The following is a 14520-nucleotide window of genomic DNA, read 5'->3' on the forward strand; positions in this document are numbered from 1 at the left end:
ATAATGATTATAGATATAAGTTGCGTGGAAGAGGATATAAATCATGAAAAAGAATGCTATCATATCATTTTGTCTTATAATGCTTTTAGTAATAGTGTCAATTTTTTCTTACAATTTCTATATTAACACTAAGACTAATGACATAAGAGCAATTAATTTAAAAGACTTGGAGCATAAAGAATTTAATTTAAGCAAAGAGGATTACATAGAAGATTTTAATTTTGCGTATAATATTTTGAAAGAGCATTATCCATTTTTTGAAGTTAATAAAAAATTATATGGTATTGATTGGCTAAGTAATAAAGAGAAGTATGAAGCATATATTGCAGAATCAAAAAATGATGCAGACTTCTTTAGTAGAATGAACACTATTTTGGCTGATCTTAACAATTTACATACTCAACTTGTTCCAAGTTATATGGGGTTAGAATATTATATTTCTTATTATTCTAATCCGAAATATACATGGAGACACGATATAGCTAAAATATATGAAAAAGACGATGTCAGAAGAAGGTACAATATTAATAATGAAGTTATTGAGAATGTAATTAATCAATATATTAAGAGTGATGATGAAGTAAATAAGACTTATTCCAAAAATCTTATGACTGAGAATATAATTAAAGATAAACTTGCTTATATCAGAATTAGCTCACTTATAGGTATGGAATACATCAATCAAGATAGAGACATTGTTATTAATTATCTGAATGAAATAAAAGATTATCCTTTCTTAATAATTGATATAAGAGGCAATGGCGGTGGTGACAGCAGATATTGGGCTTATTTTTTACTTCCTAACATAATAGATAAAAAATATGAAACAAAAAATTATCTTTTAATAAAGTCAGGAGAATTAAATAAAAAAATCTTTGAACAATTCAATTTTAATAAAGACGTAAAAACATTTTTAGATAAGTCTTCATTTAGTCGTGATGTGAAAGATATTCTTAAAGATTTTGATGGATATTTAGCCTTTGACTCTATAATAGAGCCGAGTGAAGACTCTATTCACTACAAAGGAAAGATTTATTTATTGGTAGATAATGGAGTTTATTCTTCAGCTGAGATGCTTGCATCATTTTGCAAAGAAACTAAATTGGCTACCTTAGTTGGAAGCAGAACTGCTGGTGACGGTATTGGTTTTGATCCAATGCAAGTAGCTTTACCTAATACTGCATTTGTTTTGAGATTTTCAAACAATATGGGTTTAACTGAGTCTGGTTCAATTAATGAATTAGATCAAACAATGCCTGATATTATTGTTCAAGAGAGTGAAGAGGACAAGACAGGCTATCTAGAAAATCAAAAGATTATAAAAGCAGTAATGAGAGATGCTGGTCTTAGTAAATAGATATGAAGCAATATACAATATGTATTGAAAGAAAATTTATAAAAAATTTATAAAAAATACTTGAAATATTGACACTTATATGATATAATCTAGTGGTTAATGTGATAAGAGAGGTGAAAAAAATGAAAAAGGACATACATCCAGAATTTAAAGAAGTAACTGTTACATGCGCATGTGGCAACACATTCGTTACAGGATCAACAAGAGACGAGTTAAAAGTAGAAGTTTGCTCTGAATGTCACCCATTCTTTACAGGTAAACAAAAGTTTACTGAACGTGGTGGCCGTGTAGAGAAATTCAAGAAGAGATACAAAAAAGACGAAAATTAGCAGACTTTTTTCTGCTAATTTTTCATTATACAGGTGAAAAAATGAAAAAGAATTTTAAAACAAGTATAGGTGGACAAGCTTTAATCGAAGGTATACTTATGAAGGGACCTGAAAAAACTTCTGTTGCAGTCAGAAAACCTAATGGCGAGATAGAAGTAAGTGTTAAAGATGATAGCAAGAAAAATAATAAGCTCATCTTTAAAATACCCTTCATAAGAGGTATATCTAAGCTAGTGGACTCAATGTCTGAAGGCACTAAAGCACTCTATTATTCTGCTTCTTTTTATGACGATGAAGAGGATAAAAAAGAAACTAGTAAATTTAAAGATACTTTGTTTAATATTTTTACTTTTGTTTTTTCTTTTTTTATAGCTATAGCACTTTTTGTTGTAATTCCAACATTCATAGCTAACTTCTTAAAGGATAAAATCAATAATATATTCTTACTAAACTTTGTTGAAGGCTTGATAAGGATATCTATATTTTTAGTATATATAAGTTTAATATCGAATCAAAAAGATTTAAAGAGAGTATTCATGTACCACGGCGCTGAGCACAAAACTATCTTCGCTTATGAGAATGGTCTTGACTTAACTGTAGAAAATGTTCAAAAGATGAATAAGTATCACCCAAGATGCGGAACAAGCTTCTTATTTATGGTTATGCTTGTATCAATTATTGTTCTATCGTTCTTTGGATGGCCATCGCCACTAATGAGGATAGTGTCAAGAATTATTGCTCTACCAATTATTGCAGCTATATCTTATGAAATTAATAGATTCATAGGTAGGTACGATAATGTTGGCGTTTGCAGATTGGTTGCTAAACCAGGACTTTGGCTACAAAAGATAGCTACAGTTAAAGAGCCAGATGATAGCATGGTCGAAGTAGCGATAGCTGCTGTTAAAGAGGTAATACCTAGTGAAGAAGGTTTAGACGCTTGGTAGTTAAAGATATTATAAGGAAAGCTTTAGCTGATATTGAAGCATCAGGGAAAAATATTCCTAATTCTATGGGCGAGATATATATGCTTTTAGAGCATCTAAGTGGCAAAGATAAGCTATTTTTAACTTTGAACAAAGATTTTGAAATGAACGAAGAAGAGTTTTTTGAACTTCTTAATAAGAGGCTAAACGACACGCCCATGGCTTATATCATAGGCAAGAAGCATTTTAGAGATATTATTATAAAAACTGACGAAAGAGCCTTGATACCAAGATTCTGCACAGAAGAATTAATTGACATTGTTAATGGATTTATAAAGCCAGACGATTGTGTATTAGATATGTGCACTGGAACAGGAGCCATAGCTCTTGCTATTAAGGAAGAAAATCCTCTAATTCATGTAGCTTGCTCAGATGTTTCTAAAGATGCACTAAATTTAGCAAAAGAAAATGCTAAATTAAATAATTTATCAATAAATTTCATTTTATCGGATTTATTTGAGAATATTAATGAAACTTATGATATACTTATATCAAATCCACCATATATTTCAAGTGAAGAATATATGGGACTAGATAAGGATTTATCTAAAGAACCAAAGCTTGCCTTAGTTGGCGGCGATTTAGGGTATGAATACTACGAAAAAATCATTAAACAGGCTAGAGAAAAGATTAAACGCATGATATTTTTTGAGATTGGATACGATCAAGGAAATATTGTAAAAGAAATATTAGAAAAGTATAAATATAAAGATATTAAAATCTATAAAGACCTTGAAGGTTTTGATAGATTTGTTTCTGCCTGCATTTAGGAGATGAGAAAATGTTAGAAAAATTAAATTTTATTGAAGACAAGTACAAAGAACTTGGCGAAAAAGTTATGGATCCAGATCTTTTGAAGGACATGAAAGAGTATCAAAAGACTATGAAGGAATACGCTGACTTAAAGCCAATCGTTGATAGATATAAAGAGTATCAAACTTACTTAAGTGAGCTTAAAGATACAGAAGAGATGCTTGGCGAAAACCTTGATGACGAGATGAGGGAGCTTGCTAAGGAAGATTTAAAGAATTTACAAGAAAATATTGAAAAGGCTGAAGAAGACCTTAAGATAATGCTTATACCGAAGGACCCTAACGATGAAAGAAACGTTATTATGGAAATAAGAGGCGGCATTGGCGGTGAAGAGGCTGCTCTATTTGCTGGTGACTTATTTAGAATGTATTCTATGTACGCTGACAAGAGAGGCTATAGAACTGAAATTATGAGTACAAACGAAACAGGTATAGGCGGCTTTAAAGAAGTTATCTTTATGATAACTGGTAAAGGTGCTTACTCAAGACTAAAGCATGAATCAGGTGTACACAGAGTTCAAAGAGTGCCTGAAACAGAAGCATCTGGTCGTATTCATACATCAGCAGCAACCGTTGCTGTTATGCCAGAAGCAGATGACGTTGAGATCGAAATCAATGAAAATGATATAAAGACAGATGTTTATAGAGCAAGTGGACACGGCGGTCAATGCGTTAACACTACAGACTCGGCAGTTAGACTAACACATATACCTACAGGACTTGTTGTTACTTGTCAGGATGAAAAATCACAATTAAAGAACAAAGAAAAAGCAATGAAGGTTCTTAAATCAAGACTATATGACAAGATGCTACAAGAACAAAATGATGAACTAGCAAAGCTTAAGAAGGGCCAAGTAGGTTCAGGAGACAGATCTGAAAGAATTAGAACATATAACTTCCCACAAGGAAGAGTAACTGATCATAGAATCAATTTAACTTTATATAGATTGGAAGACTTTTTGAACGGGGATTTAGATGAGATGATAGACGCTCTACTAACTCACGAACAAGCAGAAAAATTAAAAGAATTGGAGGCATAAGATGAAAGCATCTCTTAGTATTAAGAAATCGATTTTAGCTTTACAACACTTGATTGCTATGTTTGGAGCTACAGTTTTAGTTCCTATACTTACAGGACTTGATCCATCAGTTGCACTTTTCAGTGCTGGCTGCGGTACACTTATATTTCACTATTGCACAAAGAAAAAAGTTCCAGTATTTTTAGGATCATCCTTTGCATTTATACCAGTTATAGTGCAAGTAGCATCAAAGTACGGCGATCTCAGATACGCTCAAGGCGGTATGTTGGTTGCTGGTTTAGTATATGTATTATTTTCATTCTTTATCAGAGGTATAGGTATAGAAAAAATACAAAAGATACTACCACCACAAGTAATTGGACCTATGATTATAGTTATAGGCTTCAATCTATTACCAACAGCATTTAATATGGCAAAGACATCTTATATAGTAGCTGGACTTACTCTAGCCGTTGCTGTAGCTTGGCCATATCTAGTAAAAGGTTTCTTAAAGCAAATATCAATACTCGTTGCAGTTATATTTGGCTATGTACTATCAGTTGCTTTTAAACTAGTTGACTTCACAGCAATAAATAATGCTCAATATTTTGCAGTGCCAAACTTTACTTTACCACTATTTGATATTGAAGCAATTATAATTATAGTTCCTATAATATTCGCTGTATTTATGGAACACTTAGGAGACATAACTACTAACGGAGCAGTAGTTGGTCAAAACTTTATAGAAGATCCAGGCCTTAACAGAACTTTACTTGGCGATGGCTTAGCTACAGTATTCGCTTCACTTATAGGCGGACCAGCTAATACAACTTATGGCGAAAACACAGGTGTATTAGCGATTACAAAGAATTATGACCCATCAATATTAAGACTTGCAGCAGTATTTGCAATCATCTTAGGTTTTGTTGGTAAACTTGGAGGCTTCTTAAGAACTATACCACAAGCAGTTATGGGTGGTATATCTATAATGCTATTCTCAATGATAGGTTTCATTGGAATTAGAAATATTAGAGATAATCATGTTAAATTTAATATTAAAAATATAATAGTTATGGGCTCGATTTTATTTATTGGTTTCTCAGGTGGTTTATTTAAAGAACTATTTGGTTTTTCTATAGAGCTTCCAATAACAGCTAATATCAGCCTTAATGGTCTTAGCTTAGCAGCTATAGTTGGTATTTTATTAAACGCAATTTTAAACGGAGTAAAGAGGGATGCTTGATATTGATCTTCTAGTAGAAGAGGTAAAAAAATCAAAGCACATGGTATTCTTTGGAGGTGCAGGCGTATCGACAGAGAGCGGTATACCTGACTTTAGAGGATCTGGTGGACTTTATACAGAAAGACTTTATGAAGGATATGAACCAGAAGTAGTTTTAAGCAATAAATTTTATCATGCACATCCAGATATATTTTTTGACTTCGTTAGGGATAAAGTTATTTATGAAAATGTTAAGCCGAACGAAGGCCACAAGGCGCTTGCAAGACTTGAAGAGATGGGTATACTTAAAGCAGTTATCACTCAAAACATAGACAATCTTCACCAAGATGCTGGCAGTAAGAGAGTTATTGAGCTTCATGGCAATATCAATAGATCTTATTGCACACATTGCCATAAAGAGTTTGATGCAATGTATATCAAGCACTCAAAAGGTGCTTGTACTTGTGATGAGTGCGGTGCATTGATTAAGCCTGATGTAGTTTTATATGGAGAGGCTCTAGATAATAATGTTATGGCTGAGGCTATAAATGAAATATCTAAGGCAGATTTACTTTTAGTCGCTGGAACATCACTTAAGGTATATCCAGCAGCTGGCTTGATTAGATATTTTAATTCGGATAATCTAGTAATTATAAATAAAGATAAAACATCTTATGATAGATATGCAAAGCTTGTGTTTAATGAAGGCTTTGGAAAGATATTAAAAGAAGTGGTGGATAGAATTGATATATGATGCTATAGTCATAGGAGCAGGTGCAGCGGCACTATTTTTTGGGGCTCTTAATAAGGATAAATTAAATATACTTATGCTCGAGAGAAACGATAGAGTCGGCAAAAAGCTTCTAACAACTGGCAATGGCAGATGCAATTACACTAATACTAAGCTTAATGAAAATCCATACAATGATAAGGATTTTACTTTATATATGATAGAAAAGTATGGTTATGAAGCTATAAAAAATAAATTCCAAGTCATGGGTATATATCCTTATATAGAAGACGATAGAGTTTATCCAATGTCATTGCAAGCATCGAGTGTACTTGATGTGCTTAGATATGAAAACGAAAGAAACAATGTCAATATAAAAACTGATGTCTTTGTAAAAAGTTTTCATAAAGATGGTGATATATTTATAATTAAGGATCAAAACGCAAATATTTATAAATCCAAGAGCCTTGTAATTGCATGTGGAGGAGCGGCTATGCCAAAATTTGGCTCGGACGCAAATTTATATAAACAAATAAAAGAGCTAGGTATATCAGTAATTGATACAAAGCCAGCTCTAGTGCCTTATGAATGTGATTATAAATATTTAAAACACCTAGACGGGCTTAGAGTAAATGCAAAATTAAGCTTAAAAAAAGCAGGTAAAATTATTAAAGATGATGTGGACGATGTTTTATTCACAAAATATGGTCTATCCGGTCCAACAGTCTTTCAATTATCCAGATATATTAGTGGCAAAGAAAGTGCATATAAATTTAGTATAGACTTTTTTTATACTTTTAATGAAGATGAATTATTTTCAATTTTAAGCGATAGAAGAAAAGATATCGGATATAAAAGTCTAGATGATTTTTTCATTGGCTTAATTCACAAAAGACTTATAATTCCTGTGCTTGATAGACTTGGACTTGTAAAAGAAACTAACGCAAAAAACTTAAGTGATAAGGATTTACATAAAATAATAAATATTTTAAAAGATTTTGAATTAGATATTATAAAGAATAAGGGCTATGGCATTGGTCAGATAAGCCTTGGCGGAGTAGCTACTAAAGAGATAAATGCTAAGACTATGGAGTTAAAGAAAATTAATGGCTTGTACTTTATTGGAGAAGTTATTGATATTGATGGACCATGCGGTGGCTATAATCTAAGCTTTGCTTGGCTATCAGCTATGGCAGCTTATGACGATATAAAATTGAGGTGTAAGGCTTGATAAATTATCAAAAAAAGTTTTATGAATATAAAGAAAAAGGTAAAAAGATAAATGTTTCCTTACTAGGAGCAGGCTTCATGGGCAAGGCGCTAGTGAGTCAATATATACAAAGCAAAGTTTTAAATCCTTTACTAATATCATCAAGACACATCGAAGATGCGATTGATGCTTATCTTGCAGCGGGTATTGCTAGAGAAGATATAATTAAAATTACAAATGCTGATGAAATAAAAGATTTAAATAAATATTATATTTGTGAAGACAAAGAGCTTTTATACAAATCAGAGCACATTGATTATGTAATTGATGCGACAGGAGAGCCAATTGTCGGTACAGAAATAAGTTACAATGCTCTTATGAATGGCAAAAATGTAATTACATTTAACTTAGAGAGCGATGTTTGTGTCGGAACCATACTTTCAAATATTGCTAAAGAAAAAGGACTTATATACACAGGCATAGATGGAGATGAGCCAGGAACGGTTCTCGAGCTTTATAATGAAGCCAAAATTATGGGCTTTGATGTCTTAGCCATTGGCAAGGGAAAGAATAATGAAGTCGATTTAGAAGCTAATCCAGATACAGTAAGTGAATCTGCAAAACAGAAGGGCATTAAAAAAGAGATGCTTGCAAGCTTTGTAGATGGCACTAAGACCATGGTTGAGATGGCGACTATGAGTAACGCAACTGGATTTAGAGTGGATGTTGATGGCGGACATGGGATTAAATCTGATATCAAAACACTTGACAAGAAGCTTTGCCTTAAATCAGAAGGCGGCGTGCTTAATTCGTACGGAATTGTTGACTATGTCAATGGTATTGCTCCAGGCGTCTTCGTCATAGTAAAGAGCGATTTAAAAAAGATTGATCACCTAATGAGATTTTTAAAGATGGGTGACGGACCAAACTATGTTTTATATAGACCATATCACTTAACTAGCATAGAGACTATAAACACAGTATTAAAAGCGCACTTCGATAAGCTTGAGGCAATAAAGCCTATGTCTGATTTACCTTATTCAGATGTAGTAGCAATTGCCAAGAAAGATATGAAGAAGGGCGATAAACTTGATTATATCGGAGGATACACTTTTTATGGAAGCTGTATAGACTTTGAAAAATCAAGAGATAAAAATTTAGTGCCTATATCTGTAATTAACGAAGGTGCAATCCTTAATAGAGATATAAAAAAAGGCGAAAGTATTGATTATGATAGCGTAGAACTTGATGAGACAACGCTTGTATATAAACTTAGAAAAGAAATAGAAGCAAAATACGAAGCTTCAAGGAGGTAATTATGGACTTAAAAGCTTTATCAAATGATCGCGTAGCCGATAGAGAACACAAAATATCTGAATATTGGAACAGTATTGATTTGCTTAAACTAACTAACGAAAAAAGAGATAAAGACAATAGATATGTTTTCTTTGAAGGACCACCAACAGCTAATGGTAAACCTGGTATTCACCATGTCAGTGGTAGAACTTTAAAGGACTCTGTCTGCAGATATAAGGTTATGCAAGGCTATTATGTAAACAGAAAAGCTGGTTGGGACACACACGGACTACCAGTAGAAATAGAAGCAGAAAAACAATTAGGACTTCATAACAAACAAGATATAGAAAAGTATGGCGTAAAAGAATTTAATGAAAAATGTAAAGAATCAGTATTTAAATATGAGTCATTATGGAGAAAAATGACTGAAAAGATGGCTTATCTAATTGATCTTGATCATCCATATATAACTCTTGACAATGATTACATTGAATCAACTTGGCACATTCTTGATAAGATGTTTAAAGATGGACTTATATACGAAGGCCATAAGATTATGCCTTACTGCCCAAGATGCGGTACAGGACTTGCTTCACACGAAGTTGCTCAAGGCTATGAGATGATTAAAACTGAATCAGCTTATGTTAAGTTTAAAAAGAAAGTCACTGATAATGAATATTATCTTGCATGGACAACAACTCCGTGGACACTACCTTCAAATGTAAGTTTAACAGTTAATAAAGATTTTGATTATATTAAGATAAAACATAAAGAAACTGGTGAGATACTTTACTTAGCTAAGTCACTTCTTAAACAAGCTCTTGAAAAAGATGCTGAAAACTATGATATCATAGCAGAAATGAAAGGCTCGGACTTAGTTGGTGAAGAATACGAACAATTATTACCATATTTACCATGTGATAAAAAAGCTTTCTATATAACAGAAGCTGACTATGTTACTATGGAAGACGGTACTGGTATAGTTCACACAGCACCTGCCTTTGGTGAAGACGACTACAATACATCAAGAAGATATGATTTACCAGTTCTTAATCCAGTTGATGAAGAAGGTAAATACACTGATACACCTTGGAAGGGTATGTGGGTTATGGATGCTGATCCATTGATCATTGAAGAGTTAAAGAAAGAAAATAAATTATATAGAAAACAAAAAATTGAACATAATTATCCACATTGCTGGAGATGCCACACACCATTACTATATTACGCAAAACCATCATGGTATATAGAAGTAACTAAGTTTAAAGACAAAATTGTTGAAAATAATAAAACAGTTAACTGGTATCCAGACTATGTTGGCGAAAAAAGATTTGGTAACTGGCTTGATAATCTAAAAGATTGGGCTTTATCTAGATCAAGATATTGGGGAACACCACTACCAATTTGGAAGTGCGAAGAATGCGGCCACATGGAAAGCGTTGGCTCAAGAAAAGAGCTTAAAGAAAGAGCAATTGAAGATATCGATGAAAATATCGAGCTTCACAGACCATATGTTGACGATGTTCATCTAGAGTGCCCACATTGCCATGGCAAGATGACTAGAGAAAAAGATGTTATCGACGTTTGGTTCGATTCAGGCGCAATGCCATTTAGCCAATGGCACTATCCATTCGAACACACAGAAGACTTCGATCACAAGTTCCCAGCAGATTTCATCTGTGAAGGTATAGACCAAACAAGAGGCTGGTTCTACAGCTTACTTGCTATATCAACATATATGACAGGAAAGTCACCATATAAGAACGTCCTTGTTAATAACCTTGTGCTTGATAAGTACGGTAAAAAGATGAGTAAGAGCAGGGGCAATACTATTGACCCATTCGAATTATTCGAAGAATATGGCGCAGATGCTGTAAGATGGTATCTATTATATGTTTCACCAGCTTGGACAACTAAGAAGGTCGACGTTGATGGACTAAAGGATATTAGCTCGAAATTCTTCAACACATTAAGAAATGTATATAATTTCTTCTATATGTATTTACAAACTGATGGCATTGATCCAAAAACTTTAGATGTGCCATATGAAAAGAGAAGCGACATAGATAAGTGGATACTTGCTAAGTACAACAAGCTTCTTGAAAGAATTGAAGAAGAGATGAATAAGTTCGAGCTAACAAACGTTGTTAGAATGATACAAGACTTTGTAGTTGAAGATATATCTAACTGGTATATAAGACGTTCAAGAAGAAGATTCTGGGCTACAGAGCTTGATGATGATAAAAAAGCAGTGCTACAAACAACTTATGAAATACTTCTTGGCGTTTCTAAAATCATAGCACCATTTGCACCATATACAGCTGAAGAGTTCTATCAAAGACTTGGCGATTTGGAATCAGTTCACATAGACTATTATCCAAAGGCAAATAAAGATTTAATCGATGAAAAACTTATATTCAAGATGGATCTTGTTCGTACACTTGTTAAACTTGGTAGATCTTCAAGAGAAAATGCCAAGATTAAAGTAAGAATACCTCTTAACGAAATAGTTATAGACGGTAAATACAAAGAAGACCTTAAGGACTTAACTGACTTAATCAAAGAAGAACTTAATGTTAAGAACGTTTATTACGAACATAATTTGAAGAAGTATATGAACTTTAGCTTAAAGCCAAACTTTAAAGTTGCTGGTTCAATACTTGGTGCAAAGATAAAAGAATTTACAAAATATCTATTAAATGTTAATAGCATGGACTTTGTAGACAAACTTGATCACGCTGATCAACATGTTGAGCTAAACGGAGAAGATACTGAAATCAAGAAAGATTATGTTGATGTAAGAATCGAATCAAAAGAAGGCTTTAACGTTGAAATGGAAAATGGTGTATTCATCATACTTGATACTAAATTAAATAAAGAGCTTCTTGATGAAGGTTATTTAAGAGAATTTATATCAAAGGTACAACAATTAAGAAAGCAAAATGATTTTGACGTTCTTGATAAGATAAAAATTTCTGTTGAAGCAAGTGATGATTTAAAAGAAATTTTTGATAAGTTTAAAGACTTTATATTAAAAGAAACTGTTGCTGATAGTATTGAGTACAAGAAACTTGGTATTGAAGATACAGACTTAAACGACAAAACTATAAAGATATTTGTTGAAAAAATATAAATATTAAGACTAGGGCAGATGCTCTAGTCTTATTTTATGCATGAAAAAGCCAGGGCAAATGCTCTGGCTACAATTTTGTTTCAATTATAATTTTTTCTTCAAAGTATTCATTATATCTCTAGCAACAGTTCTACCAATTTGATAAGTAAAGGCACTAAAAACTCTCTTTATAACCTTATCAGCGATGCCTTCATTTCTCTTCTTTTGATTTTGCTTTGTTCTATATTCTTTTTGAGCTTCTTTTTCTGTCTTTTCTGCTTCCATCTCTTCATTAATCTTAATGTATCTTTCACTAAGTATTTCATAAGCAGATTCTCTGTCTATCGGCTCTTTATATTTTTTGTTAAAATCAGAATTTTTTACTATATCATTAAATATAGCTTCGTCTATCATACCAATCTTTGACATAGGTGGTCTTATAAGAGTTATCTCAGCCATACTTGGTTCGCCATCTTCATTAAGTGTTGATACTAAAGCTTCACCAGTTTTTAGATTTAATATAGCTTTTTCACTGTCAAAATTTGGATTCTTTCTAAAACTATCTGCAGCGTATTTAACATTTTTAATTTCGTTTGGAGTGTAGGCTCTTAAAGCATGTTCAATTCTATTTGATAATTGACTTAAAACTTCTTCTGGTATATCCTTAGGATTTTGTGTAACGAAGAAGATGCCAACACCCTTAGATCTTATAAGCTTGATTATGGTAACGATATTTTCAAGCATCTTTTTATTTAAATCTTTAAAAATTAAATGAGCTTCATCTAAAAATAGTACTAATCTAGGTTTATCAAGGTCGCCAACCTCATCAAGACTTGTAAATATTTGACTAAGTAGATATATTACAACTGATTGATACATCTTTGAGTTAAGGTAAAGCTCAGTACAATTAAGTATATTTGCTGTACCTTTCTCACCATTTTTAAGAAGTAAATCATCAACATCAAAAGATGGTTCGCCAAAGAAATCTATAGCGCCTTCATTTTCAAATCTAATAAGAGTTCTTTGTATAGCGTTTATACTTTGCTTAGCCACATTGCCATATTTATTTGAAATATCACTAGAGAAGTCTGCCATATATTTAAGCATAATCTTCAAATCTTTAAAATCAATAAGCTTAAGTCCATTCTCATCGGCGATTTTATACATAACATCAATGACGCCGCTTTGTACTTCGTTTAAACCAAGCATTTTTGATAAAAGTACTGGACCTATATCCGTAACAGATGCTCTAAGCGGAACACCTTTTTTATATATATCAAAAATTTCAACAGGGAAGCTATCAACTTGATAATCATCTAAGCCAAGTTTTTCGATTCTTTCATTAATTTTGTCGTTTCTCTCGCCATTTTCAGCAAGACTCATAATATCGCCCTTAACATCAGTAATAAATGTATTTATGCCGTCATTATTAAGCATTTCACTAATTACCTTTAGAGTTATAGTCTTGCCAGTACCAGTGGCTCCAGCTATAATTCCATGTCTATTTAACATCTTTGAATGTAAATAAACTTTTTCATTTTCTCCACCTAGTAAATACTTCATAAAATCACCTCTCATAACTATTATAACACATTTACAAGAATAAAAATAGTCTTGCAAAATAACAATATATATGATAATATAAAGATGTGGAAGATTATAATTTAAGGAGGATATTTTGGAAATAAATAAAGAGATTGTCGCTAAAGTTTGCGGCAAAGAAATTAAAAAAGAAGATGTTGTTAACTTTGCAAATATGCTTGGACCACAACTAACTATGCAGTTCCAATCAAAAGATGGAGTTAAAAAACTTGTTGAAGAGATGGTTAATCAAGCTATGTTATATAATCAAGCTATTGATGAAAAGCTAGATGAGAGCGAAGAGTATAAGAGAGAAATTGCCAAGGCTAAAGAAAATATCTTAACTAATATGGCATTTAAAAAAGCTCTTGAATGCGATGAAGCAACAGATGAAGAGCTTAAGAACTATTACAATGAATTTAAGGATGAATTTTCTGAGCCTGAATCAAGATCAGCAAGCCACATCTTAGTTGATGATGAAGCTAAGGCTAAAGATATCAAGGCTAAGATTGACAAGGGTGAAGACTTTGCAAGTCTTGCTAAAGAACACTCAGCTTGTCCATCAAAGGCTAATGGCGGCGATTTAGGAACATTCCATAGAGGACAAATGGTTAAGGAATTTGACGATAAAGTTTTCTCAATGAATATTGGAGAAATTTCTGAACCAGTTAAAACTCAATTTGGATATCATATAATCAAGCTTAATAAGATTAATGAAGAAAAAAATAAATCATTTGACGAAGTTAAAGATGAAGTGCGTGCTCATGTTATGCAAATTAAACAAATGAACGCATTTAAAAAAGTTATAGACAGTTTAAAGGATAAATACAAACCAGAAATATTTGTTTAATGAAAGGGTATGAGAG

At 32.4% G+C, this 14520-nt stretch carries 12 protein-coding genes; 11 read left to right on the forward strand and 1 reads right to left on the reverse strand.

The genetic code is table 11. The features are described from left to right. Nucleotides 1-43 precede the first annotated feature (43 nt). The 10 genes from AC2UOP_RS01300 (at nucleotide 44) to ileS (ending at nucleotide 12094) form a co-directional block, all read left to right on the forward strand. Nucleotides 44-1357: a S41 family peptidase gene (locus AC2UOP_RS01300; protein ID WP_484832363.1), complete on the forward strand. Its 1314-nt coding sequence runs from the start codon at nucleotides 44-46 to the stop codon at nucleotides 1355-1357. Between the two features lie 122 nt (nucleotides 1358-1479). Next, nucleotides 1480-1686 (forward strand): 50S ribosomal protein L31, encoded by a 207-nt coding sequence (gene rpmE / locus AC2UOP_RS01305; protein ID WP_019213484.1) that lies wholly within the window; start codon nucleotides 1480-1482, stop codon nucleotides 1684-1686. Between the two features lie 41 nt (nucleotides 1687-1727). Then, on the forward strand, nucleotides 1728-2633 hold the full coding sequence (locus AC2UOP_RS01310; RefSeq protein ID WP_484832364.1) for a DUF1385 domain-containing protein: 906 nt from the start codon (nucleotides 1728-1730) through the stop codon (nucleotides 2631-2633). Continuing rightward, entirely contained in the window at nucleotides 2627-3442 is an 816-nt protein-coding gene (gene prmC / locus AC2UOP_RS01315) for a peptide chain release factor N(5)-glutamine methyltransferase (RefSeq protein WP_484832365.1), read from the forward strand. The genes AC2UOP_RS01310 and prmC overlap by 7 nt, the downstream gene beginning before the upstream one ends. Before the next feature lie 11 nt (nucleotides 3443-3453). After that, nucleotides 3454-4524: a peptide chain release factor 1 gene (prfA, locus tag AC2UOP_RS01320; RefSeq protein WP_019213488.1), complete on the forward strand. Its 1071-nt coding sequence runs from the start codon at nucleotides 3454-3456 to the stop codon at nucleotides 4522-4524. Nucleotide 4525: 1 nt separating this feature from the next. Next, nucleotides 4526-5746: a uracil-xanthine permease family protein gene (locus AC2UOP_RS01325; RefSeq protein ID WP_484832366.1), complete on the forward strand. Its 1221-nt coding sequence runs from the start codon at nucleotides 4526-4528 to the stop codon at nucleotides 5744-5746. Then, complete coding sequence (locus AC2UOP_RS01330) at nucleotides 5739-6479, forward strand: NAD-dependent protein deacylase (protein WP_484832367.1); 741 nt, start codon at nucleotides 5739-5741, stop codon at nucleotides 6477-6479. Before AC2UOP_RS01325 ends, AC2UOP_RS01330 begins: the two co-directional genes overlap by 8 nt. Next, nucleotides 6469-7686, forward strand: a complete 1218-nt coding sequence (locus AC2UOP_RS01335) for an aminoacetone oxidase family FAD-binding enzyme (protein ID WP_484832368.1) — start codon at nucleotides 6469-6471, stop codon at nucleotides 7684-7686. The genes AC2UOP_RS01330 and AC2UOP_RS01335 overlap by 11 nt, the downstream gene beginning before the upstream one ends. Then, nucleotides 7683-8981, forward strand: a complete 1299-nt coding sequence (locus tag AC2UOP_RS01340; RefSeq protein ID WP_484832369.1) for an NAD(P)H-dependent oxidoreductase — start codon at nucleotides 7683-7685, stop codon at nucleotides 8979-8981. Before AC2UOP_RS01335 ends, AC2UOP_RS01340 begins: the two co-directional genes overlap by 4 nt. 2 nt (nucleotides 8982-8983) lie before the next feature. Further along, nucleotides 8984-12094, forward strand: coding sequence for an isoleucine--tRNA ligase (ileS, locus tag AC2UOP_RS01345; RefSeq protein ID WP_484832370.1), 3111 nt, complete (start codon nucleotides 8984-8986; stop codon nucleotides 12092-12094). Nucleotides 12095-12178: 84 nt separating this feature from the next. Here ileS and AC2UOP_RS01350 read toward each other — a convergent pair whose 3' ends face one another. Next, on the reverse strand, nucleotides 12179-13636 hold the full coding sequence (locus AC2UOP_RS01350) for a helicase HerA-like domain-containing protein (protein WP_484832371.1): 1458 nt from the start codon (nucleotides 13634-13636) through the stop codon (nucleotides 12179-12181). Nucleotides 13637-13751: 115 nt separating this feature from the next. Between AC2UOP_RS01350 and AC2UOP_RS01355 the strand changes: the two genes are divergently transcribed. Then, on the forward strand, nucleotides 13752-14504 hold the full coding sequence (locus tag AC2UOP_RS01355) for a peptidylprolyl isomerase (protein ID WP_484832372.1): 753 nt from the start codon (nucleotides 13752-13754) through the stop codon (nucleotides 14502-14504). Nucleotides 14505-14520 lie beyond the last annotated feature (16 nt).

The sequence above is a fragment of the Fenollaria sp. genome, assembly GCF_057222035.1.

Bases quoted from the DNA above. Each gene is read 5' to 3' on its own strand.
- AC2UOP_RS01300 (WP_484832363.1), top strand. From the start codon at position 44: ATGAAAAAGAATGCTATCATATCATTTTGTCTTATAATGCTTTTAGTA.
- rpmE (WP_019213484.1), top strand. From the start codon at position 1,480: ATGAAAAAGGACATACATCCAGAATTTAAAGAAGTAACTGTTACATGC.
- AC2UOP_RS01310 (WP_484832364.1), top strand. From the start codon at position 1,728: ATGAAAAAGAATTTTAAAACAAGTATAGGTGGACAAGCTTTAATCGAA.
- prfA (WP_019213488.1), top strand. From the start codon at position 3,454: ATGTTAGAAAAATTAAATTTTATTGAAGACAAGTACAAAGAACTTGGC.
- AC2UOP_RS01325 (WP_484832366.1), top strand. From the start codon at position 4,526: ATGAAAGCATCTCTTAGTATTAAGAAATCGATTTTAGCTTTACAACAC.
- AC2UOP_RS01330 (WP_484832367.1), top strand. From the start codon at position 5,739: ATGCTTGATATTGATCTTCTAGTAGAAGAGGTAAAAAAATCAAAGCAC.
- ileS (WP_484832370.1), top strand. From the start codon at position 8,984: ATGGACTTAAAAGCTTTATCAAATGATCGCGTAGCCGATAGAGAACAC.
- AC2UOP_RS01350 (WP_484832371.1), bottom strand. From the start codon at position 13,636: ATGAAGTATTTACTAGGTGGAGAAAATGAAAAAGTTTATTTACATTCA.